This window comes from Pelagibius sp. Alg239-R121 (assembly GCF_947331435.1).
GTDB lineage: Bacteria > Pseudomonadota > Alphaproteobacteria > Kiloniellales > Kiloniellaceae > Denitrobaculum.
Genome location: NZ_CAMZOF010000004.1, coordinates 397,254 through 421,179, shown reverse-complemented (window position 1 = coordinate 421,179; position 23,926 = coordinate 397,254). Strand labels below are relative to the sequence as shown.

Annotated in this window: 20 protein-coding genes; 16 read left to right on the top strand and 4 right to left on the bottom strand. The window is 56.5% G+C overall.

All coding sequences use genetic code 11. The features are described 5' to 3' along the window. The first annotated feature begins 105 nt into the window (after positions 1-105). Positions 106-1,395, top strand: a complete 1,290-nt coding sequence (locus tag QMZ18_RS15470) for a DUF1963 domain-containing protein (RefSeq protein WP_282607393.1) — start codon at positions 106-108, stop codon at positions 1,393-1,395. A gap of 399 nt (positions 1,396-1,794) precedes the next feature. Here QMZ18_RS15470 and QMZ18_RS15465 read toward each other — a convergent pair whose 3' ends face one another. Next, positions 1,795-2,412 (bottom strand): hypothetical protein, encoded by a 618-nt coding sequence (locus tag QMZ18_RS15465; protein WP_282607209.1) that lies wholly within the window; start codon positions 2,410-2,412, stop codon positions 1,795-1,797. Positions 2,413-2,929: 517 nt separating this feature from the next. On the opposite strand from QMZ18_RS15465, the gene QMZ18_RS15460 reads away from it, so the two are divergent. The 5 genes from QMZ18_RS15460 to creD all read left to right on the top strand — a co-directional run bounded on the left by QMZ18_RS15460 (position 2,930) and on the right by creD (position 8,370). After that, on the top strand, positions 2,930-4,768 hold the full coding sequence (locus tag QMZ18_RS15460; RefSeq protein WP_282607208.1) for a di-heme-cytochrome C peroxidase: 1,839 nt from the start codon (positions 2,930-2,932) through the stop codon (positions 4,766-4,768). A gap of 343 nt (positions 4,769-5,111) precedes the next feature. Beyond that, on the top strand, positions 5,112-5,522 hold the full coding sequence (locus QMZ18_RS15455) for a DUF3775 domain-containing protein (protein WP_282607207.1): 411 nt from the start codon (positions 5,112-5,114) through the stop codon (positions 5,520-5,522). Beyond that, a complete protein-coding gene (locus QMZ18_RS15450; RefSeq protein WP_282607206.1) occupies positions 5,501-6,079 on the top strand; it encodes a plastocyanin/azurin family copper-binding protein in 579 nt (192 codons plus the stop codon). The genes QMZ18_RS15455 and QMZ18_RS15450 overlap by 22 nt, the downstream gene beginning before the upstream one ends. A gap of 57 nt (positions 6,080-6,136) precedes the next feature. Further along, a complete protein-coding gene (locus QMZ18_RS15445) occupies positions 6,137-6,550 on the top strand; it encodes a hypothetical protein (RefSeq protein ID WP_282607205.1) in 414 nt (137 codons plus the stop codon). 320 nt (positions 6,551-6,870) lie between these two features. Next, positions 6,871-8,370, top strand: coding sequence for a cell envelope integrity protein CreD (gene creD / locus QMZ18_RS15440; protein ID WP_282607204.1), 1,500 nt, complete (start codon positions 6,871-6,873; stop codon positions 8,368-8,370). Between the two features lie 9 nt (positions 8,371-8,379). On the opposite strand, the gene QMZ18_RS15435 is transcribed toward creD, so the two are convergent. Beyond that, on the bottom strand, positions 8,380-8,883 hold the full coding sequence (locus tag QMZ18_RS15435) for a DUF1772 domain-containing protein (RefSeq protein ID WP_282607203.1): 504 nt from the start codon (positions 8,881-8,883) through the stop codon (positions 8,380-8,382). 153 nt (positions 8,884-9,036) lie between these two features. Between QMZ18_RS15435 and QMZ18_RS15430 the strand changes: the two genes are divergently transcribed. The 8 genes from QMZ18_RS15430 (at position 9,037) to QMZ18_RS15395 (ending at position 17,853) form a co-directional block, all read left to right on the top strand. Then, positions 9,037-9,636 carry a TetR/AcrR family transcriptional regulator gene (locus QMZ18_RS15430; RefSeq protein WP_282607202.1) on the top strand — a complete coding sequence of 200 codons (600 nt, stop codon included), beginning with the start codon at positions 9,037-9,039 and terminating at the stop codon, positions 9,634-9,636. A 211-nt stretch (positions 9,637-9,847) separates the two neighbouring features. Continuing rightward, a complete protein-coding gene (locus QMZ18_RS15425) occupies positions 9,848-10,531 on the top strand; it encodes a hypothetical protein (RefSeq protein ID WP_282607201.1) in 684 nt (227 codons plus the stop codon). Between the two features lie 197 nt (positions 10,532-10,728). Next, the gene (locus QMZ18_RS15420) at positions 10,729-11,325 is read left to right on the top strand and encodes a cytochrome P460 family protein (RefSeq protein ID WP_282607392.1); all 597 of its coding nucleotides are present in this window, start codon (positions 10,729-10,731) and stop codon (positions 11,323-11,325) included. A gap of 751 nt (positions 11,326-12,076) precedes the next feature. After that, positions 12,077-13,603 carry an FMN-binding glutamate synthase family protein gene (locus QMZ18_RS15415; RefSeq protein ID WP_282607200.1) on the top strand — a complete coding sequence of 509 codons (1,527 nt, stop codon included), beginning with the start codon at positions 12,077-12,079 and terminating at the stop codon, positions 13,601-13,603. After that, the gene (locus QMZ18_RS15410) at positions 13,600-15,012 is read left to right on the top strand and encodes an aldehyde dehydrogenase family protein (protein WP_282607199.1); all 1,413 of its coding nucleotides are present in this window, start codon (positions 13,600-13,602) and stop codon (positions 15,010-15,012) included. Before QMZ18_RS15415 ends, QMZ18_RS15410 begins: the two co-directional genes overlap by 4 nt. 28 nt (positions 15,013-15,040) lie before the next feature. Then, a complete protein-coding gene (locus QMZ18_RS15405) occupies positions 15,041-16,699 on the top strand; it encodes an acetolactate synthase large subunit (protein WP_282607198.1) in 1,659 nt (552 codons plus the stop codon). 42 nt (positions 16,700-16,741) lie between these two features. Continuing rightward, the gene (locus tag QMZ18_RS15400; protein ID WP_282607197.1) at positions 16,742-17,224 is read left to right on the top strand and encodes a DM13 domain-containing protein; all 483 of its coding nucleotides are present in this window, start codon (positions 16,742-16,744) and stop codon (positions 17,222-17,224) included. A 143-nt stretch (positions 17,225-17,367) separates the two neighbouring features. Beyond that, positions 17,368-17,853, top strand: a complete 486-nt coding sequence (locus QMZ18_RS15395) for a DinB family protein (RefSeq protein ID WP_282607196.1) — start codon at positions 17,368-17,370, stop codon at positions 17,851-17,853. Positions 17,854-18,405: 552 nt separating this feature from the next. Here QMZ18_RS15395 and QMZ18_RS15390 read toward each other — a convergent pair. Beyond that, positions 18,406-21,633 carry a methyl-accepting chemotaxis protein gene (locus tag QMZ18_RS15390; protein WP_282607195.1) on the bottom strand — a complete coding sequence of 1,076 codons (3,228 nt, stop codon included), beginning with the start codon at positions 21,631-21,633 and terminating at the stop codon, positions 18,406-18,408. Positions 21,634-21,950: 317 nt separating this feature from the next. Between QMZ18_RS15390 and QMZ18_RS15385 the strand changes: the two genes are divergently transcribed. Beyond that, on the top strand, positions 21,951-22,715 hold the full coding sequence (locus QMZ18_RS15385; RefSeq protein ID WP_282607194.1) for an SDR family oxidoreductase: 765 nt from the start codon (positions 21,951-21,953) through the stop codon (positions 22,713-22,715). Positions 22,716-22,772: 57 nt separating this feature from the next. On the opposite strand, the gene QMZ18_RS15380 is transcribed toward QMZ18_RS15385, so the two are convergent. Beyond that, a complete protein-coding gene (locus tag QMZ18_RS15380; RefSeq protein ID WP_282607193.1) occupies positions 22,773-23,237 on the bottom strand; it encodes a DUF1330 domain-containing protein in 465 nt (154 codons plus the stop codon). Positions 23,238-23,289: 52 nt separating this feature from the next. Here QMZ18_RS15380 and QMZ18_RS15375 point away from each other — a divergent pair, with 52 nt between their 5' ends. Further along, positions 23,290-23,877 carry a TetR/AcrR family transcriptional regulator gene (locus QMZ18_RS15375; protein WP_282607192.1) on the top strand — a complete coding sequence of 196 codons (588 nt, stop codon included), beginning with the start codon at positions 23,290-23,292 and terminating at the stop codon, positions 23,875-23,877. Positions 23,878-23,926 lie beyond the last annotated feature (49 nt).

The following is a 23,926-nucleotide window of genomic DNA, read 5'->3' as shown; positions in this document are numbered from 1 at the left end:
GCTCGGTATTGGCGCGTTCCGACCAAATCATCTCGCGGGTTACGAGTTCTTCATAATCGTCGTTCTATCCTCTAAGCCATGGATAAGAATGAGATATACACTGTGATGGCGCGGAATTGCGAACCCGCAATCATGCTCCACCGGCCCTACCCGCTCACCAGCGCGCATAAAGGGCACAGCTACCTGGGTGGTACTCCGAAGCTTCCGCAGTCGCTTGAATGGCCCCGCACATCTTCAGGGGTTCCACTTCATTTCCTAGCGCAGATCTACTGCGCCGAATTGCCCTCCAGCCAAGGGCTACTCCCGGACAGCGGCTTGCTATTCTTTTTTGCAAAAATCGATGAAGACATGGATTGGGACAACGAACCGCTTCATGACGCCTGCCGAGTGCTCTTTGTTCCGGACGCAGCCGAGACGTCGACTCCCGCCCCTTCCGACCTGCCGAAAATACAAGGTGGCTGGTCAGCGTTCGAAAAGAACTTCGTACTCCCCAGCGATCCCGTTTATTGCAGCTATCCCAAATGGCCTGTCGGTTTCTTTAGTATCGACTCCTGGCCCGATGCCTCCGCGTTCCCGGGTCATCACTATTTGGACAACCCATTTCGGGAATACCAGACCGCCATTGACCAGGCCCGCAGCGCCGAAGCAGACAGAGCCACCGGCCTACCACCTCTACCCGAAAAGGTATCCTACGTGGATTCCAGCCAGTTGATGGACGTCGGCCCCAAAGATAAGGACTCGGATACGCTGCCCGCCGCCGCCTTCGATCCCCCCTTCCCACAGCTATGGCTGATGATCGATCGCGTGGCTCGAATCGTCGCCACTTGGTCGGCAGAGTCCGCGCGCCGGGTCCGCGACGCGGATGATGCGCTCATCGCCGCATACAATACGCTTCGCCAAGACGCGGTCAGATGGGCCGCGGTTGCCAAGGCCGCCGGCCTGCTCACACAACCTGACGCCGGGCAACAGCGCCGCTTCACTGACTGGATGCGTGCGCTCCGCCATCATGACCATCGTCAAATCGGTACAAACGTCGGATCTCTTTATGCAAAGGGACTGATCAGCGCCATTCAATACATAGCGCAACGCCCCGACTTAACCGCATACATCCCGAAATTTTATCTGCAGGCCTACGCAAAAGAATTTTTGCCAAACCGGTACCAACGATCTCCGGGGTACCCAAACCGCGTATCGCACCAGATGTTGGGCAATGCACACTCTGCACAACAGGCCAATCCAGTTGATCGCGAAGAGGTTCTTCTTCTCCAGCTCATCAGCGACCCGGGCGTCAACTTCATGTTCTGCGATATGGGCGAGGCTGAGTTCTGGATCAATAAAGACGACCTCGCCAACCGCCACTTCGACCGTGTCCGCGCGACGACCTGCGGCGGCTGACATTTAGGGTAACGATCAATGGCCCGAATCTGGATTGCTGCCCTATTCTAATTACGCCAATTTACATTCTAAAAGTTGGGACATTGCCATTACTCTGACACTTATAAATATCGCGTGTTTTGTTTCGCTCATCGTGACAGCGTCTACATGGTCCATCGCCGTCGATTGGCGGCCAGGGGTTGAGACGGGCTTCGTTATCCGCGAGCCCTACATCTGGTGGGCGGTCTTATCGCTCCTTGGCGCGGTTGGCTTGTGTCTCTATCGAAGAAAATGGCTGAAAAGGCGATCAAGGTAATCGTCGTCAGACAAGACGACGCCCCGTCGTGTGTGCACTGCTTTTCGCAAAAAACAAGCGGGCCCCGACCCCCACATCGAAGCCCGCCCGCATCTCTCTTGCCGTTACGCCTGCTGCGACTTCCCTAAGATCGCGTTCATTGGCGACTTCAACAGCCCATCCAGCCTAAAGGCCTTTCCGCCCTGATAGGCATAAATCAGCCAGCAGGCCGCCAGGAAGGCGAACTCGCGTTTGATGGCGTTCAGGTTGTTCCACAAGGTCGCGTCGAAGCTGAGCTTACCCACGCTGTACCAGGCGATCACCGCGAAGGCGGCGATGGCGGCGAGACGGGTGGCGTGGCCGCTGGCGAGGACGAAGCCGATCAGCACCAGAAGGATCGGGATGTCGACGAAGCTCTTGATGTGGCCATAGCCCGCGAAGAAACCGCCGACGATGAACACAGCCGCCACCGACAGCCGCAACAGCAGACCGAAGTTGTTCCAGTTCGCCTGCTCCGGTGCCATGCCCCGGTTCAGGAAGCGCTGGTCAACGGAATAGGAGCCCGAGCCCAGGGCGAAGAGGATGAAGCACATCCCCGACAGGCCGATGTCGCGGATCTGCACCAGCAGCGCCGGTGAGAAGTGGGAGCTGACTTCTGTCTCCAGTCCGGACACCGTGACCACCGGCAATGCGATCACGAAGGTCCAGAGCAGGAAGGCATAGGTGAAGCTCAGAGCCCGCACGAAGACACCCGCCAGCAGCGCAACACCGGAGAGCAGTTCGAAGCTTGAGAGCAGCGTCAGGAAGACCAGCGGCGTCAGTATGTAGAAACGAGGTCAGGTCCCGTTTTGCGCGCGAAATCAACATGGAATTCACCAACCCAGTGCACAAGCATGCGAAGCTTCACTCGAACCTCCTCCTCGCATTCGTCGAAAGTCTGCACTGCCCTATTCGGAGGGTTTACGCACAAAGAGCCGCTCTACACCATTGGGCTCCCAGGGAGCGTTGGCGTCGGCCTCACAATTTCATTTGATGACTTACAAATCAGATTGACTTATACTAGCTATAGGCGCATTTCCTCACGAAGCGCGCGCTTTCAACGCTTGTGCAAACTTACCGATGGCTGTTGGTTCGTAACAGATGTTGGAGATGCATATTCCAGTCTTACCCACCCGCGCCGAAATCGCATTAACGTCCACCTTTTCTCTTTTTCTTCACACCAAACTCGTTTCTCGAAAATACATATAGGGGAACACTGAAATGGCTAGATTTCTACTTGCGGCATTGGCGGCAGCAACACTGACCGTCGTCGCGTCTTCCCATGCCAAGGCACAGAGCTGCACGCCGCAGAGCTTCGACGGGGCCTGGAACGGTGAAGTAACGCTCTGCCAAAACTGGGACGCAGAGGAGCAACAGAGGTTCTGGTTCACGGCGCAGGGTTCCCTGATCATTCCCTACGACTGGTTTCTGTTCCTGGAGCAGGCGGACAGCACCACCCTGTTCCGGGACGGCGGGCATATGGATGGATTGCGGTACCTTCCGCAGAAGCCGACGGACCTAAATCCGGACGGCCTGCCGATCGGCTTTACCAAAGACGTGACGCGGAGAAGAAAACCCTACTACGCGATATCGAAGTCATGGCTGGGAATTACCTGCGCCGCCTGCCACACAAATCAGATCGAAGTGACCGCTGGCGGAGAGACGCAACGGATACTGATCGACGGCGGACCGACGCTGGGAGACTTCGAGGGCTTTGCGGACTCACTGGTCGATGCCTTGGATGCGACCGCCGCCGACAGCGCGAAGTTCGACCGCTTTGCGGCGGCCGTTCTGGCAAAGCAGGACGTGCGGGCCAGCAGCTTCCGAAAGCGAAGCCTGAAAGGCCGGCTCGAACAGGTCACGGAAATCAGGCGAGCCTGGAATGCCCGCAACAAGGGACAGCATCCCTACGGTTTCGGACGTTTGGACGCCATCGGTGCCATCTTTAACGAGGTGGCCGCAGTACCGCTCGATCTACCCAACAACCACCATCCCGCGGACGCTCCGGTCAGCTACCCCTTCCTGTGGGATACGCCGCACTACGACCGGGTTCAATGGAACGGCAGTGTCGAGAACGAAGGCACCGGCGCCCTGGCGCGCAACATCGGCGAAGTACTGGGCGTGTTCGGCGCTCTCCAGTACGCCAGGCCCTTCGGCAACCGCACATCGGTCGATATCAGAAAGCTCGGTGAACTCGAGGGGCTGATCGCCACGCTGAAATCGCCGCAGTGGCCCGAAGCGATTCTGGGGGAAATCGACAGGCGGCCGGAAATTCAGGACAAGGGGCGCATGGCATTCGATCAGTACTGCCGTGATTGCCACAAACCCACCAATACGGCCGGCGCCAGCATCCCCTTCAAGGCGAAGATGATGACGGTCGCCAAGACCGGAACCGACCCGCGGATGGCTGTGAACTTTGCGACCAGGATGAACGAAACAGGCAAGCTCGAAGGCAAACCGGCTCAGTACCTCAGGCTCTTAAGCGACGGGAAGAAACTTAAGGACCCGAAGGACAACGGCATCAACCTGCTGAGTTACGCCGTGGGCGGAACGATCGTCCACGAGTTGATCTTCGACCTGCCCGCGACATTGAAGGCCATTAAGGCCGGCAGAATCGAAGAACGCCTGGCATCCGATAACCGGAAAGAACAGCAACTGACCAAACGAAGTATCAGAGGCGTGCCGACGAGAGAAGCCATCGCGGCCTATCTCGACAAGCCGGACAGCGGTCCTGGATGCGATCCGACGAAGGAAGCCTGTTACAAAGGCCGGTCTCTGAACGGTATCTGGGCCACCGCGCCGTACCTGCACAATGGCTCCGTCCGCACCATGCGCGAGTTGCTGCTGCCTGCCAGAATGCGCGCGGAAAAATTTATGGTCGGTAGCCGCGAATACGACGCCGAGAACATGGGCTTCAAGGACGCCGGCGGCTTCGAGCTGGACACGAGCCTGGACGGCAACAAGAAGGATGGCCACGAAGGCCCCGAGTACGGTAGCGAAGAACTTCTGAATGATCCTGAGTTGCTCAATGCGCTTCTTGAATACCTGAAGACGCTGTAGTTTTGGAAAAGAGCGCCCGGTGCTTACAGGTCGAAGCCCCGGGCGCTCGGCAACTCCCGGGCTTGAAGTAGAAACAAGCGCCGATACAGCGCACGACCATCGAACCATCTATCGCAGATATCGATCAAACTACGTCCCATTCCTTTCCAGTTTTTGCTTGATTCCCCCGCGCCTCAACCTGCCCTAAGACGTGCCGACTTGATGCAGGTCATGGTTCCCCTGCCCCGCCCCCTCCAAGATCTCCACCAGCTCGGGAGTTCGGGAGCGTAGTGCGCTTTTGCCTCTCTCGGTCAGTAACCATTGAGCCCGAGCACATCACAGCCGGCAAAGAAAGGGAAGCGCGATGCTGGAAATCAATCCGGAGACGGTCTGTTTCCTGATCCTCAAAGCCCATCAGTACGACGTGAAGGCGGAACCGGCGGTTCTTGGCGACAGTGCTCATCCGATTGACGACGAGGTGCTGGAGGATCTGGACGCGCGCGCGGGAGATGCCGTCGTCGCGGACCCAATCTACGAAGAGATGAAAAGTTTCATCGAAGACATGAACGAGGACGCGCAGATCGACGTGGTGGCGCTGATGTGGCTCGGCCGCGACGGCGTCTCCGCCGACGATTGGCGGCAGGTCCGCGCCGAGGCGGCGCGTGCCCGCAACGAGCACAGTGCCGAATACCTTCTGGGCACGCCGCTGCTGGCCGACTATCTCTCGGAAGGTCTTAACTGTCTTGGTTACGATTGCGAAGACTATCGGAGATGACGCGACGGGAAAGTTCCACGACCTCGAAAGCGACGACCCGGCGTCATACCCTGAAGGTAGCCGTGGCCATCCTCTGTTGTCCGATGTCGGCCGCGAGAGCTACGAGCACAACGAGGGGCGATCAGGTCACGAACGTCAATGCCAGTGCCGCACACGGCATGTTCCGTTTCGAGCCAGACCTCGTGCGGCTATCTCCCGGCGATAAACCGGTGTTTCTTAACAGCCGCAGCGACCATACCGTACACACGGTGCCCGAGCTCTGGCCGGAGGATGTACCGCCGGTCGCGGTCGCGCACAAGCCCGAGTCCAACCTGTCGTTTGAACGTGAAGGACTCTATGGCTTCCACTGCCGCCGACACGGCCAATACGGCATGGTCATGCTCGTGGTGGTCGGCCCGCCGACGGAGAGGGAAACGCTGAGAGAGGCAGTCGGAACCATGCGCGCCAATCCCCGCGAACGCAGCGCCTTCCTGAACCTGCTGGGTCGTTATGTCCTTACTGGACTCACCGCTCGTCAAGCGAAGAGATTGACGACGCCGATGCATTCTTCATTATAGCGCGTTGGCGAACTGGGCCGCCGACATTGGAGAAAGTCAAAACCGTGAGAGGACAGCTTGGGTAGTTTCGCCTTATGGCACTGGATGATCGTATTATCTCCCCTCGCTCTGATCGCTTTGGCTGTCGCCGTCTATAAGAGCAACCGGCTCGTGATGCAGCGCGAATTCCTCTTTTGGACGCTCGGTCTTTTGGCTGCGGTCGGCCTGCTTGCGGCCGGCTCAACGGTGGCGAGGAGTATCGTGGCGGGGCCTGTTGGGGCGATCGCTTTTTACCTTTATAGTTTCTTCTATTATCAACGCGTCGCCGGACGCGCGGTCGACGCAGGCTTTGGCAAGGGCATTGCGTTCGCCGCAATGATCCCGCTGATCGGTATCGTTTGCCTGCTGGTTCTCCTCTTTGCTCGCACGAAGGAGGTGTCTGCCATAGACGCACCACCGCCCGCAAGCGACGCGCCATGGCGAAACAAGTAGTCTGAAACACCAGATGATCTCACAGCCCCGAAGCGAATTCTTCACGGAGTTCGCGACAGAAGTTTGAGCTTCCTCTTCGGTAATGCAATCCAACTACCGGGCGTTTCGAACTCAGACTCGCCCAATGCCTCGAACCCAATAGACGCCGCTACTTTCATTCGATAGCGGTCCGTGATCCATCATAACGGCCACAGAAGCACCCCACGTCAGACACTCTCTCGCCCAGTCCGTGACACAAACCGGCGCAAAAACAACCTCCATCGACCTTGGCCAAGCATTAATGCCTGCATGGCCGCAATTTTCGTTAAGGGGGCACCGCTATGAATAACGGGCAAAAAACGACAGCTTTCCTCTCGCACCACGCAGCGGTGATTAAAATCGCGCTCCTGGGTTTGATGGTCGTGATTATGCTGATCCCACTCGAATATGTGCGCTCGGTGATTACAGAGCGTGCTTTCCTGAGTAAGTCGGTCACGCACGAACTGGGGGAAAGCTGGGGTCGGGCGCAAACCCTCGCCGGGCCGATCCTGCTGCTGCCTATCGAAGAATCTTATGTGGTCAAAGTTAAAAGCCCGGACTACACCGAGGAAAAACCTCTATATCTCGATGAAACCCGATGGCACCGGCGTAATCTTTACATTCTGCCAGACGCTCAAAAGATCACGGCGGATCTCACCAGTCAGACCCGCAAACGCGGGATATACGAAGCGCTGCTCTACACGGCGGATGCCAAGGCTCGGGGCAGCTTCCGGATCCCGGCAGCCGAAACGCTCCCCATCGAAGAGGGAGCGCGCGTGCACTGGGCGCAAGCCAAGCTGCTTGTTCATCTCTCCGATCTTCGCGGCAGCGCCAATGCACCAACGCTTCTTTGGGGCAATGAAGAGCTTCTGTTCGACGTGCGCAGTGACAAATTGCACCAGAGTCTTCCCGGCGATCTGAACTGGATTCAAGCCCCCCTGCCCAAACTCGCGCCGCAATCCGCGCCGATCGACTTCGCCTTCGACGTCAAACTGAAGGGCAGCAGCGCACTGGGCTTTATTCCCCTGGGACGGGAAAGCAACTTTGCATTAACCGGCGACTGGCCGCACCCGAGCTTTTCCGGTGCGCAACTGCCCGTCTCCAACGAGGTGCGCGATGATGGATTCTCAGCACAATGGCAGATCTCTCATCTTGCACGCGGTCTGCCGCAGGTCCTGCGTGACGACAACGACGGCGCCAAGATCCTGGTGCAGCAGATTCACAGGAACGCCGTATCAACCAGATTGCTGAACCCGGTAGACTTTTACCGGATGAGCGAACGCTCGGCGAAGTACGGCCTGCTCTTCATTATCGTCACCTTCGGCACGCTGTTTGTCTTCGAAGCCATGGGCAAACGCCGTCTGCACGCGGTGCAGTATCTGATGGTTGGCGCGGCCGTCACCCTCTTCTTTCTGCTGCAGGTCTCCCTGGCGGAAGTGATTGGTTTCGCCAGCGCATTCGGCCTTGCGGCCTTGGCCTGTGTTGCTCTGGTCACACTCTACGCCGCCAAGATCAACGCCAGCCGCATGCGCGGACTTCTGCTCGGCGGACTGCTTTCCGGCGTATACGGCTATCTCTTCTTCACGCTGCAGGCGGAAGACCAGGCAATGCTCATGGGAAGCCTTCTTCTCCTCATCCTGCTGGCAACCGCCATGTACACGACCCGGAACTTTGACTGGTACGCGCTTGGCGAACGCCTGGTGCCTCAGAGCCCGGCCCAAGGCAATACAGAACAAAGCGCTGGCGTTTGGGGGAATAGGAAACCCAACACCAGCGAACCGGATTCAACGGCAAAACTTTAGAGAAATGAATCAGCCAATTGCCCGTCCCAACCGCATGACCCCATAACCCGCAAAACAAAGCGAGAGACCCGAAGCGAACGTGCGGACCTGGTTCCAGATCTGCCACCTTGGTGAATAGTTCTCCCAGATCCGGGTTGCAGCACCCGGGTCGATGGGAATTTCGAGCAGAGCCAAAGCTTCGTTCATCGGGACGTTGACAAGCATGGTCAAGAGCATGCCGCCGACGAAATAGATCACTCCCGCCGCCGCGAAAAGCCAACAGACATCACGGCATTTAGCGCAAAAAGCCAGGACAGCCGTCAGAATCAGCACAACAGGCGTGCCGAAGAAGGCAGGTGCAAAGACCGCATTGCGAACAGAAGCATTCATCGCCTGCATCGCGGCAATGGCGACTTTGGGGTCTATGGCATCCAATCCCCACATGGTCGAGCAGACCCAGGCATAGAAAAATCCGAAGATCGCGCCGCTCAAAATCAAACCTGTGAAGGCGGAAAGACGGAGAGCAGTGGACATATCCAACTCCAAGTTTGTGCGATTGCCAAAAAATGTCCGGCGCGCGACTCAAGTTCCGTTTTTAGCTGGAAGCTATATCCGTAATCATATGTACGTCTAGACATATCCGTAATTACATGTACGGTTAGAGTCAAGCAAAACTTGGAGAAGAGAATGCGCAGCTCTGCACGGGCGGACCGTCAGGAAAAGATCGAAAAGGCAGCTTACGAATTGCTTGAAACAAAGGGCTACGCAGGCACCTCGATGCTGAGTATCGCAACACTGGCGAAAGCATCGAACGAAACCCTTTACCGCTGGTATGGCGACAAGCAGGGGCTCTTCAAGGCAATGGTCGCACGCAACGCACAGGATGTTAATGCCTTGCTTGAGGAAGAATTGCGAATTGAGCGCGCACCGCTAAAAACGTTGCGCGTGCTTGGACCCAAGCTACTGAGCCTGGTAGTCGGGTCGCGCGCGGTCGCATTGAACCGCGCGGCAGCGGCCGATCCAAGCGGCGAACTCGGCGCAGCCCTGACCGAGGCGGGACGAAGCTCGATTGTGCCCCTCATCGCACAGGTGTTTCAGAGGGCAAAGAAGTCGAACCTGTTCCCTGGGATCACGGTCAAGGATGCTGTTGAGTTGTATATCAACCTTCTAATCGGTGATCTGCAGATCAGGCGCGTTATCGGTGCAATACCCGCGCTGAGCGATGCCGAGATCAAAAAGCGCTCCGAGAGATCCCTGAAAGCCTTGCAGAGAATCTCCGCGGGTTAAGCCACGCCCCTGGACAAATATGGCGGTTACACCCCTTTCGCCACTTCTGAACGGGCAATCAAGAAATCTGTACGACCGGTGCTATCGACGAGAGCCGACCACATTATCTTTAATGAGGGCTCATGGGTTCTGTTGAAGCAATGCAATAGGCTTGTTCTCAGACGCCCTTTATCGCGCAAAGGATTTTGCAATTTCGGTAGTTACTCAAAGAATGAAGCGCCTCAGCATACTCTTCTCCGCTGGCTTTTCGGCACTGGCATGCCTCGCTGTAGCGTTGGCGGCGACAATGCCGGATGCCTCCTGGGCGACGTCGCCGGTCGAGACCAATCACTCCACTTCGGGCCCTCAAATTGCCGGTTTGCGATTGGGCATGACACGCCTGCAGTTCCTGGAGATCTATCCGGACGCGGAATGGTCGCTCGAGACGCCTCAGATCCATTGTCACGGACGACCGCTTTCCAGCGATTTCGTGGAACGCGGTCAGGCCGGTTGGAACAGTGGACACGAATGGCTGTCCGTGAAGTTTCACCGCGTGGGAAACAGCTTGCGGCTGAACAGCATTGAATATCGAAACCCCATTGATTTTGATGCAGAGGGTTTTGAAGCCCTCCGCAATCAATTAGACCTGCGCTTCGGTACCCACAGCCGTTTGCTGATTCCCGCGAAACTGGATGCCGCAAGGCTGCTTGTCGGATTCGAATGGTCAGAGTCGAAAAACTACAACATGACCTACAGAATCCATCACGATACGCACGGTAGCGGAAATGAACTCTTTGCCACATACCGCCTGACGGACTGGTTTCCGGGATCAAGCGTGCAGGAATCCGGCGATCGCCAACAGCGAAGCGTTTACGCAAAACTACGGAACACTTGCACCGCATCCCGCCGCAAATAGCGAATGCACATGCTAGTAATTGACGCGGAAAACGAACGAAGACACCCGGTTCAATCATTTCTGAACGCCTGATCAAGAAATCTGTACGCCTGGTTCTATGGCCAAATGCCGCAGCCACTATCTTTGAAATATCGTCCGTTCGACCGAGTCGGGTCCGAGAACAGGCGAAATAAGTTCAGGAAATGAAGGTGTTTACGATGAAAGCAAAGTTCTCGCTTATCGGCGCGTCACTCCTAGGCGCATTGGCGCTGGCGGCCTGCGAAGTAATCAACACGGCCGATGCCGATGCCGGAGATACGGTGGTCGAGAAACCCCAATTCACCGCTGACGGCCAACTTGTGCGCCCAGAAAACTATTACGAGTGGATTTATGTTGGCAGCCCGCTGACCCCGAATGCCTTGAACGGCGGAGAGGCAGGCTTCCCCGAGTTTCACAACGTCTATATCCAGCCAAGCGCCTACAAGATCTATAAGAAGACCGGTGTCTTTCCCGAAGGCACAATCTTTTACAAGGAGCTTCAACTGGTTCTTCGGTCCGATCACGAAGACGGATCGGCAAACGAAGCTTCCGGCCGCGGTTATTTCCCTGGTGCGTTTAACGGTGCCGACGTCGCGGTAAAGGACAGCGCACGCTTCCCCGATACCAACGGTTGGGGTTACTTCAACTTCGGACATCATGCGCCCCCGCTCGCCAAAACAGCGAAGGCACTTCCCGCCGAGGCTTGTGCGGCCTGTCACATCGCAAGTGCGACAAAAGACATGGTCTTCACTAAGTTCTACACGCGTTTGCAATAGGCCCTATTGTTGACAGGTTCGGACTTTTCGAACGTGTCAGCGGTAGGTCGCTGACATTGCAACACCGTTATCGTTCAAGATTTCGTTCGAACGCGGAAGATAAGAAGTTGGAGGGAAGCAGATTTGCTTCCCTCTTATTTTGTGGACGCTCTCGAAACGCGGACTCAATTAAAAAAATTTGTTTCGTTCCACGCAGCAATCCGGCAACACGTTGAAGGGGTGCGAGAGCCGAGATTATCACGGAATCAAACCACGGCCTGTAACGACAGACCGGGCGCGGCAGCCACATCACCCTCACAAAACACCAAGCATCTCTCAATTTTTCGCGAATTCACCGCGAGTGCCTTTCACGAAAAGTGAGGCTACGCGCGGTATCAGCCGTACAATAGGTAACGGGCATCAAAGCGATGAAAAATTGGAATTTCGGTTTTCGTCCATTCGTCCCCATCTTTGTCACGGCCTGATGGGCAGCTCATAGATAAAGGTTCCATGAGGTCAAAAACGGGGACTGGAGTGTTATCTTTCCCGATTGTCGAAATCGTGAAAGACAATCACTCTATTTTGTTGGAAGAGGAACTGTAACCTGATCGCTTTAGCTAGAGTCAAAGCAAATCAATCAGGTTCTGGAGTGCGATCGCTTTTGGCAGAACGGGTCAGGCGCGTGAATCGCACGCTTATTGTTTGGGAGTGAGTCTGAGTAACGTTTTTCGCTCATGCGGGCAAAAACGATCAGGCTCTTGAGGAGTGCTATATGTCTGGGATGATTCCTGAATTTGTGATTCAGGCACTCACGGCGCTTGCCGCGATCTTCATTTTCGCTGTTGGTGCCGGCGTGCTAACGCTTATCGTGCTTTATGTTCTGGATGTGAGCCAGACCAAGCAGGCGATCCGGCGAAACTATCCAATCATCGGCCGGTTCCGTTATTTCTTCGAACATGTGGGAACTTTCTTCCGGCAGTACTTTTTTGCCATGGACCGGGAGGAGATGCCCTTCAACCGGGAGCAGCGCAGCTACGTATACCGCGCCGCCAAAAACGTCGATACGACGATTGCTTTTGGTTCGACCCGCGACCTCAAACCGACCGGGACGATCATGTTCGTCAACTGCCCCTTTCCCACTCTGGAGCGCGATGCCGGCGAAACGTCGGAGGTGACGATCGGCCCCTTCTGCAAGCAACCCTATTCAACCAGCAGCCTCTTCAATGTTTCAGGCATGAGCTTCGGCGCGATTTCTCAAGTCGCCGTTAAAGCCCTGTCACACGGCGCGGCCAAGGCCGGTGCCTGGATGAACACCGGCGAAGGCGGTCTCTCGCCCTATCACCTGGAGGGAGGCTGCGATATCGTATTCCAGATCGGCACTGCCAAGTACGGCGTGCGTGACGAACAGGGAGGCCTCAGCGACGAAAAATTGCGTGACGTCGCCGCTCATTCCCAGGTCAAGATGTTCGAAATCAAGATGAGCCAGGGCGCAAAGCCGGGCAAAGGCGGCATCCTGCCCGGCGGCAAGGTTACCCCGGAAATCGCTAAGATCCGAGGCATTCCGGCCGGCCAGGATTCCATCAGTCCAAACCGCCATCCGGAAGTCGACAATCCGGGGCAACTGCTCGATCTTATTGCGCAGGTGCGTTCGGTGACCGGAAAACCAGTCGGCTTCAAAGCAGTGATCGGCGCCTACGGCTGGCTGGATTCACTCTGTGCCGAAATTCAGCGACGCGGCGTGGAGTCCGCGCCTGACTTTATCACCATCGACAGCGCAGACGGTGGCACCGGCGCAGCCCCATCCAGCCTGATGGACTATGTGGGTCTGCCGATCTCCGAAAGCCTGCCCATGGTGGTCGACCGGTTGGTGGCGCATAATCTGCGTGACCGGGTTAAGGTCATAGTTTCGGGCAAGCTTATTACGCCAGCCGACGTCGCGTGGGCGCTCTGTGTTGGTGCAGATTTCATCACCTCCGCCCGGGGATTCATGTTCGCGCTAGGCTGCATCCAGGCGCTCCAATGCAACAAGAACACCTGCCCGACGGGGATAACGACACACGATCCACGTCTCCAAAAGGGTCTAGACCCAGCGGACAAGGCAGTCAGGGTCCAGCACTACATTAAAAACATGGTGCATGAAGTCGAGGTGATTGCTCATTCCTGCGGTGTGCCGGAACCACGCCGTCTGCGCCGTTTCCACGCGCGCATGGTCGGCGCCAACGGGCGGTCTCTACCGATCAACGAAATCTATCCGGATAACGAACCCGGAGCGGCGCTTGAATCGCCGGCTGTACAATGACGCGTGAAACTAACGTGCCTGAACTGAGCGTGACGGCGCCCTTCGACGGGTCCGAGATCGCCCGTCTGGCAGTGGCCGGTCCGGCAGAAATCGAAGTTGCTTTAAGCAGAGCAGCTGCTATGTACCGCGACCGCGATCAATGGCTGGCGTTGTCCGATCGGATTGAGGTCCTGCGCCGTGCTGCCGACATCATGAGCGGGGAAGCCGAAGCGCTCGCGCTTAAGGCGGCGCAGGAAGGCGGTAAGCCGCTGGTAGATTCCAGAGTCGAGGTGGCACGCGCAATCGACAGCCTGCATGTTTGTATCGAGACTCTGCGCAGTGATGCCGGGCACGTAATCCCGATGAACGTCAACGCCGCGTCAAGCGGCCGGATCGCGATGACGCGGCATGAGCCGATTGGCGTTGTGGTCGCCGTCAGTGCCTTCAATCACCCGCTCAACCTGATTGCACACCAGGTGGCGCCGGCTGTGGCGGCAGGCTGTCCGGTGATCGTCAAACCATCTGAGGACACCCCCCTCTCCTGCCTGCGGTTCGTAGAGATTCTTCACGAAGCAGGGTTGCCGCAGGACTGGTGCCGTGCCTTGGTAATTAACGATGTTGCCGTGGCCGAAGCGTTGGTTACGGATCCACGCGTCGGTTTCTTCAGCTTCATCGGCAGCGCCCGGGTCGGCTGGCATCTGCGCTCGAAACTGGCCCCGGGTACACGCTGCGCTTTGGAGCACGGCGGCGCGGCGCCCGTCATTCTGGCGCAGGACGCCGATGTGGACACAGCCCTGCAATCGATCTTAAAGGGCGGGTTTTATCATGCCGGTCAGGTCTGCGTATCGGTGCAGCGTGTCTTCGTCGACCGCCACATCGCGCGGGGCTTTGCCATGCGCCTTGGAGCGGAAGCATCGAAACTGACCGTCGGCGATCCGACCAATGCCGAGAGTGATGTCGGCCCGCTCATTCGCCCTGGCGAAGTGGACCGCGTCCAGGACTGGGTCCGTGAGGCGGTCAATGCCGGAGCAGAATTACTGGCCGGCGGCGAAAAACTTAGCGACAGCTGCTACACACCGACAGTCCTCTTCGACCCGCCCGCGGATGTGCGAATCTCATCGGCGGAAATTTTCGGTCCGGTGGTGGCCATCTATCCCTACGACGATATCGAAGACGCCTTTACGCGGGCCAACTCGCTGGACTACTCCTTTCAAGCTGCGGTCTTCGCGCGCAACCTCGACACAATCATGCGGGCCTATGCAAGGCTGGATGCCTCTGCCGTGATGGTGAACGACCATACGGCGTTTCGCGTGGACTGGATGCCCTTCGCCGGACTGAAGCAGTCGGGCCTTGGTGTCGGCGGGGTCCCGCACACACTACGCGACATGCAAATCGAAAAGATGCTGGTAATCCGCTCGCCCGAACTTTGAGCACGGCGGCCACAAGGGAGACAGAATAATGAAAGCTTCAGACCTCTTCGTAAAATGCCTGGAAGCCGAGGGCGTGGAACGCATTTTCGGCGTACCTGGAGAAGAGAATGCCGATTTTATGATTTCGCTCTTGGAATCAAAGATCGAATTCGTGCTTTGCCGGCACGAACAGGCCGCCGCCTTCATGGCCGATGCCTACGGCCGGCTTACCGGTAAGGCGGGCGTCTGTCTGGCGACCCTGGGTCCTGGGGCTACCAATCTAGTCACCGGCGTTGCAGACGCGAATATGGACCGTGCACCACTGGTCGCAATCATCGGCCAGGGATCCACGGCGCGCCTGCACAAGGAAAGCCATCAGAACATGGACGCCATTGCCATGTTCGAACCGATCACCAAGTGGGCTTCGACAATCAACAACGAGCAGACGATCCCCGAGATCACCCGCAAAGCCTTCAAAATCGCACAGACCGAAAAACCTGGCGCGACGGTCATTGAGCTGCCCGAGGACGTCGCCAAGCGTGACGTGGAACTGCAACCCATGCCTATGGTCAAGACGCGCCGCCCGGCCGCCGACTGGAAAGCGGTCGCCGCAGCTGTGGATTTGATCGGCGAGGCAAAAACGCCCCTGATCCTGGCTGGCAATGGCGCTGTACGTAAACGCTCGGCCAAGCAGGTCAGACGGCTTGCAAGCAAAGCCGGAATCCCTGTGGTAAACACCTTCATGGGCAAGGGCGCCGTACCCCTGGACGATCCCCACTGTCTCTTCACCATTGGGCTGCAGGGCAAAGATCATGTCCTGAAAGCCTTCGGCGAAGCCGACCTGATCATCTCGATCGGTTACGACCTTGTCGAATACGCCCCTGAGTTTTGGAACAAGAGCCGCGACAAAAAAATTATCCACATCGATTACGATCCGGCAGAGATCGACGAGGCCTATCCGGTAAATGTGGATATCGTGGCCGATGTGGCGGATGCGGTTTGGCAGATCAACGAAGCGCTCAACGCCCGCTTCGAGGGACGTTTGCCTCTCCATGAAATCGGCAGTTGGAGCGGCCTGCGCACAACGATCTACGAGGATCTGATGGCGCAGGAAAACGACGCCGCCTACCCCATGAAGCCGCAACGCATGATCTCGGACATTCGTAAGGCCCTGGGAGCCAGTGATATCCTCTTATCCGACGTCGGCGCGCATAAGATGTGGATCAGCCGCTACTACCAGTGCTACGAAGAAAACACCTGCCTCATCTCCAACGGCTTCTGTTCCATGGGCTTCGCCTTGCCGGGGGCAATCGGCGCGACCTACGCGCATCCCGATGTCAACGTGGTGGCCGTCTGTGGCGACGCCGGTTTCCTCATGAACGTGCAGGATCTGGAAACCGCGGTCCGCGAAAAACGCAAGCTTGTCTGCATTGTCTGGCTCGACGGCGAATATGGGCTGATCAAGTGGAAACAGCAGAATCACTTCGATGGAAAACACTCACCGCTTGCTTTCTCGAACCCGAATTTTGAGATGCTCGCCGGCTCGTTCGGGATGTGGGGCCGACACGTCAAAACCGCCGATGACTTCATGCCGGTGCTGACTGAAGCCCTCGCTCACGATGGACCAAGCCTGATTACGGTTGATGTCGATTACGAAGAAAACCAGAAGCTCACCAAACGTCTGGGCGAGATCGAGTTGCCGATCTGAGCGCGTCGAACATCTATAACTCCTAATCACCGGAGATGATTATTGTTTAAAAAGTATGCTGCCGTCGCCTTTGTGGCCGGCACAATCGGCTTTGTGGCCGGAAACGCCTTCTGGTATCTGGCCAGCCCGCTTTGGATTGATGAGGTCGTCAGCGAAGATTTTGCCGGCGCGGGATCATCGCAAATCCTGGGCAGCGGCAACTTCAAGGACGCTGACGGCGCTCACCGGGGCACGGGCGAAGCCACCCTTTATCAGACAAGCGACGGCAGCAGAACACTCCGGTTCACCGGTTTCGAAGTGACCAACGGTCCCGATTTGAAAGTCTGGCTGGTCGCTAAGGCGGATGTTGCTTCTGCGGGGGATGTTACCGGCAGCCAAACCCTGTCACTAGGTCCGCTCAGGGGCAATATTGGTGATCAAAACTACAGCATTCCCGCCGATGCTGATCTCTCCAGGTACCAATCGGTCGTGATCTGGTGCGAACAGTTCGGGGTGCTGTTCTCAGCCGCTGCTTTAGGCAAGTGATCCAAATTCTGCAATCAGAAAATCGAGTCTTGGCAAGCCGGCCCCAAGAGCGTCTTATCTCCAGGTCACGTCGGATCAGGAGAGGTAGCATCGGCATGGAGCCACAGATCTTAAGACCGGAAAAAACCACGAACCCACTGCAAATGTTAATCCGATACAAGGTCTGGGCCAGTGGGATCGCGTTTGACACCGTCGCTGGTCTTCCCGAAGAAGAGCTCATCAAGGAACGGCAAACCACCTTTAAGACGATTCTTCACACCCTCAATCATATCTACGTTGTGGAAGACATCTTTCGGGCGCATCTGGAAGGCCGGCAGCATGGCTACGCAGCGCGCAACACCGAGACCTCACCAACACTGCCGGCGCTTCGTGAGGCAAGCAGGAACATGGGGCGGTGGTACATCGATCTTGCTGACTCGTTGACGGAAGACGAACTGTCCGAGATCATCGAATTCGAGTTTGTTGGTGGTGGCGCCGGTGCGATGGCTCGGATGGAGATCCTCTATCACATCGTTAATCACGCGACGTATCATCATGGTTTTGTCAGTGACATGCTTTATCAGGTCCCCGTCAGACAACCAGCCAACGATTTGCCGGTGTTTCTGCGCGACGTCTGGAACAAGAACTAAAGCCAAAATTCGTCCGATACTGTCTTAGAATTTTGCGAATAGTAAATTCGGCCTTTATGAGTTTAAGTCGTTGGATCAGTAGTTCAAAAACGATCGACGAAGGAACTGCCTGCGGATCGATATCCTGGACAAGCAGCAGAATCTGTTCGTATTGGACGACAAAGTGGTCGGCGTATTCCACATCGAACTTCCTGGATAAAATCTTGAAGGAAGCAATCGCCTCTTCAAGTCCGCCGATCAGCGACGCCTTTTTTACCTCAAGTCTGAATACGCGACTTTGCTGAACACGCTCTCTTCTACCCAGTATACGTGGGTGAGTTTGCTGTCTATTCATCAATGCTGTCTCTATCCATGCCAATAACATGCGTATCAGTTTTGTGGAGCGCCGCTTTCCAGGGCTCCAGCGATGTTTCCGCTCGGCTCTCTAGAACGAGGGTTAAAGCCTCTCAATAAACACGTCTTTCGTTTTTTGCCGTAGAATCGGGGTTTTGAGACACTCGGTGAATTTCAGCCATGCCGACCTTCATCCGGTATCTTTTGTGACCCCGATCGTCAGGCGGCATTCTGCTCCTGTTGTGACAGGAGACTGCCAATAAGGGCGCGGGTTTCCTCGTCGCCCTCAAAACTGATGTGCACGCCCCTAGACGAACATTCCACAACCGTTGCCAGGATCTTCTTCGATAGATTGCCAATTTCCACGTTTATGCTCTGTCCGGTCGAGAGTTCACCCTCGCAGTTGATCAACGCTCCGCCGAGAGAAAGGTCGTTTGCCTGTCCCCGACGACTGATACCGTCGGCGTCGAGTGTAATCGGCCAACTGCCGGCCTGCCGCGCATCCTTGCGCCGGTTGCCGACGGCAGACTCGCGAAGCTCCTTAAGAACGTCACCCATCTGCTTATCCAAATGATCGATGTTGGTCAGGGTTCCTTTCGCACCGGTCATCACGTTCGTCGAATGATCACTCACTGCCTTAGTGTCCTCAGCAACATCGGATATCTGCCCGGTCACTTCGGTCATATGGCGAACAGTGGATTGAACGGATTCACTGATCTCTTGTGTTGCCTGACTCTGCTGCTCCACCGCTTCGGAGATGGTGTCGGAAATCGTATTGACCTCTTTGATCGTTTCTGTGATCAGGCGGATCGCTTGCACGGCCCCCTCGGTTTCAGTGCGAATGGCGCCGATTTGACTGCCGATTTCTTCTGTAGCCTTGGCGGTCTGATTGGCGAGGTTTTTGACCTCAGAAGCAACCACGGCAAAGCCCTTGCCCGCATCGCCGGCCCGCGCGGCTTCAATAGTAGCGTTCAACGCCAACAGGTTTGTCTGTTCCGCGATATCCTGAATCAAATTGATCACGTCACCGATCTTTTGGGCCGCATCTGCCAATCCTCCAACAGTTTCGTCGGTTCGGTTCGCCTCATCAGCTGCTTTTTGAACAATAGTCGAGGACTGACCCACCTGACGCGTGATCTCACTGATGGACGCACTCAATTCCTCGGCGGCAGAGGCCACGGTCTGGATGCTCTCGTTCGCCTGGCTGGCGCCATCAGAGACAGTGGATGCTCGCTGGTTCAGGCGGCCAACGATCTCGGTCATCTCGGTTGAGGTTTCTTTCATTCCTTCAGCTTGCGTAGTCGTGCTCGAAACTGCGGCCTTCACTTCCTTGTCGAGTCGTTCGGAGATGGTCAGAAGCTCCGTCTTCAACTTTTCATCGCTGGCCCGTTTCCGCTCTTCCTCCTCATCCTTCATGCGGTCGACTTCCTTGGCATTGGCCTTGAAAACCTCGACGGCCTCCGCCATGTCGCCGATTTCATCCTGACGGCCGACGGAGGGCACCTCCGTCTCAAGGTCACCGCCCGCAAGTTTCTTCATGGCGGTTGTCATGCCGTTGATAGGAACCGTCACTCTGAAGATCACAACCCAAGCTGACACAGCACCGACCGCCAAGATAACAGCGAGAAGAACAGCCTCGAATATGAGCGTGTTGGTGGCATCGCTCTTCGACGTTTCTGCAAGCGAACCTGTTGCGACACTCACTGTCGACTGAATCTTCAATAGGCTGTCGATTGCAGCTGTTGCAGTGGCGACCCACTCTGGACCGTTCATGGGATAGGCCGACGTCGACGTCGCCTCGGCGTAACGTTCCTCGCGGATACTTTGGTAGATTTCGAAAAAGCTCGTTCGCACCTGCGACATCCGCAGCTTGATCTGAGCAGGCAGCGATGGGTTGCGGGCATCGAGTTGAGCTGCGTCCCAGGCGCTCTCAACGCGGCCGCGATATCTGGACAGGACCTGTAGTTGCGCATCGGTAATTGGAACGCGAGCGCCGATGATACCGCCCATGATGGCGCGTTCGCGCCCGGCATATTCGGCCATTGCCCAAACGTCGTGGCGCAGCGATACGAAGACGCCAAGCAGCGGATCTACTTCGGCAAAATGCTCGACCGCACCCAGCATCAGGTTCTGACTCTGAACGATCAAACGGGACGCTGCAGGCACCCAAGCCAAAGGGAGATCCTTGGGTCGTTGAGACTTATTTTGTGCAAGAGCATCATCCACCTGACTGCGTAGAGCGGCTATCTGGGTATAGGCTTCCTTCACCTCGGCAATCAATTTGTCTTTGCCGTCAAAGTTCCGCCAGTTCGACAGCTGCGTGATGGCCGCCTCAAAGGCTTGATCAGCAGCCTGCCGTCGGGACTCAATTTTCTTCAGAGCTCCGTCACTTGCCGGTGCCGCGGATTGAAGAGCACCGTTAGTAACCCCACGCTCAACCGCCCAGTTTCCGGCAGCCTTCATCAGATTATCGGTTAATTCTTGTCCCTCGAGGCCGACTCCATGCGTACGCCAGGTGTTGGAAACCACAGAATCCAGCACTAACAGTGTATCAATGGCCGCCGTTGCGGCATCAATCCATTCAAGCGCCGTCATATCGTAAGCAGCGCTATAGGTGCCGGCTTTGTAGACGGCATCGCGCGTCGCCTGATAAGAGCCGAAGAAATTGGCTTCGGCCTCCCGAATAGCTTCGGCGATGGCTGCCGGCGTTCCCGGCGCATCCGAAACACTGCGCACGCTATCCCATGCCGCCTCAACCTGTCCGCGAAAACCACTGAGTTTGCGAAGCTGCGCGGCCGTCATGCGTTTTTCACCAGCAACCAATCCACCAATGATCGCGCGCTCCCGGCCGGCATACTCGGACATGACCCAGGAGAAGTGTTTCAGCATGGCGAGTTGACCGATCTGATCACCACCCGTCTGAACTCTGGAAATCGCAACCCGCAAATCCTTGCTTTGCATAATCAGACCGGTCATGTTCGGGACCCAGCCACTCAGAACATCAGTACTGCGGTTCACTTTTTCCCGACTCAGAGCCACATCGACATTTTCTCGGAAAGCGACCACGGATTTGTAGGCTGCTTCCACCTCTTGACCCAGCACCTGCTGGTCCGCATAGAGGTCGCCGGTTTGGATCTTATCCAGGGCCTCCAAAAAAGCCGTATCGGCTGACTGGCGTCGCGCGCTGATCTTGTTTTTGACTTCATCGGAGGCAGGCTTTGCGTTAGCTAGTGCCGCGTTGGTAACACCTCGCTCCACGGCCCAGTTACCGGCTGAGGTGACAAGCAAATCAGCTAGTGCGTTGCTGTCCGAAATCTGTTCTGCAAGATGCCGGTCGCTGATCGCGGAAAACATCGCCGTAGTGGCAAAGGATGCTACTGCAACAATCAAAATTGAACAGATCGCGATCAAGCTGTTGCGGATGGTAAAAAGGCGTGCGGACTTCATAACTATTTTCCCGAGAGAAACAAGATAAGTTTACACCTTAAGAAAACTTCGCTTTCGAATGGTTAAAACCACTATCTATTTACAAGAATATCCATTTTTACTCACAACTATTCCGAATCATTTGCCACCCTCGGTAATTTTTCTATTGAATTTACAATTATATAACTTCGTGAAACTACCACTGGTAGTAAGTGCATTAACCCGCTGTAAACAAGTTTCCGCTTCGCTGATGTGAATTCGGACGCAAGAACCGGATGGCGAACAGGTTCGAGCAAGTGCATCACCCTCTCAGAAGTTCTTAATCTGATGAGGAAAACATGACGCAACTTGAGAACAAGATTGTCATCATCACCGGCGCCAGCAGCGGCATCGGTCATGCGGCGGCAAAGCTTTTCGCAGAGGAAGGCGCCAAGCTGGTTGTCGGTGCGCGGCGGCAAGTCGAACTTGACACGCTGGTCGGCGAGATCCGCGCGTCCGGCGGACAGGCTATCGCGCTCGCCGGTGACGTACGGGAGGAAGCCTATGCAAAAGCCCTGGTCGGACTGGCGCATACAGAATTCGGTGGCCTGGATGTTGGCTTCAACAACGCCGGCCAGCTTGGTGACTTGGGTGAGGCACCCGGGATCACATTGGCCAGTTGGCAGGAAACACTGGAGACAAACCTGACCAGCGCCTTCCTTGGTGCAAAATACCAACTGCCTGCCATGCTCGAGCGTGGCAGCGGCTCACTGATTTTCACCTCTTCCTTTGTCGGCTATACGGTGGGTATGCCGGGCATGGCTGCGTACGCCGCCAGCAAGTCGGGCATGGTTGGCCTTACCAAGGTCCTGGCGGCGGAATACGGGCCGCGAGGCATCCGTGCAAACGCCCTTTTGCCCGGTGGTACCAATACGGAGATGGCGCGGGCTCACTCCAATACCCCCGAGGCAAGGGAATTCGTGTGCGGCCTTCACGCCTTGAAACGGATCGCTAGGCCCGAGGAAATCGCCCAAACGGCTCTCTACTTGGCGTCGGACGCTTCCAGCTTTACCACAGGGCAGGCGATTCTTGTGGATGGTGGAGTGTCGATCAACCGAACCTGACTTCATTACGCAGAGAATGGGGGGCATGGCCGCTGGCAATGGCGATGCCTCGCCACCTTAACCGCCGCAGACCACGACCTTCTGCCGGTCACAGGCGGCAGTACGATGAGGGTAGACGGCATGATAATCTGCGTCTTCCCATAGAGAGAGCAACACATCGGTACTGGGAAAGGCTCCCACTACAACGAGGTCCCAATCCTCGACTTCTCCCACAAAGTTTGCCTCGAAGGGCGACACCAGCAGAAACCTGCCACCGACCTTCTCCATCGTAGGAATACTAACGGCGGCATAACGATCAAACGCATCTTTGCCGCTCCCAGGAACATTCGGTGCGATTGCCTCGTCCCTGTAAAGCGCCTGCTCACGCAATTTGAAAAAATTCACCAGCGTTACCGGACCGTCGGCCGGCCGGCTCATGATATGCCGCCACTGTTTCTGGGTCGGACTGCTGCCATCCGCGCCATCGCCATACCAGGCCACCAGACGACCCAAGCGGTCTTCGAAATTCCTGTTTGCGTTCACATCGAACTCCGTTAAATTTGACATGCGTAAAATTAAACTGGAATTTTTACACGTGTCAAATCTAAAACGCTCGGAACGCACCCGACTTGAAATTCTCGATGCCGCGTGGGATTTGATCGCCCAGCGCGGGGCCGCCGTTTCCATGTCGGAAATCGCAGCAGCCGTTGGCATGACACGGCAGTCGGTTTACGTGCATTTCGGCTCGCGTGGCGGCCTCTTAATGGCTTTGGTCCGCCGCGCCGACGAGCGCTTTTTCATCTGGGAGGGTTTCGCATCAGCAATGGAGGAAGCCGACCCTGCCGAGCGTCTCGACGCCGTTCTTGCAGTCTGGTTGGATTTCGTTCCCAAGATTCACCCGGTCGCCACCGATCTCATCCGCCTGCGTGCCACCGACGAAGACGCGGCAGGCGCCTGGAGCGACCGCATGTCCGAACTGCTGAAATTTTACCGCGGATTGGTTAGCGGCCTAAAAAAGGAAGACGCTCTCGCCGCCCATTGGAGCATCCCACGTGCGACGGACTATCTCTGGGCCAGCTCCTCGGTCCAGGCCTGGGATCTCCTTGTGCGGGATCGAGGCTGGAGTGAAGCGAGTGCCGGTAAAACCATCCGCAGCACAATTGCCGGCGCCCTGCTCAAGTGACATTGGAGCCGAGCAACACCCGGTTCGAACTACATGAAATCGAGACCTA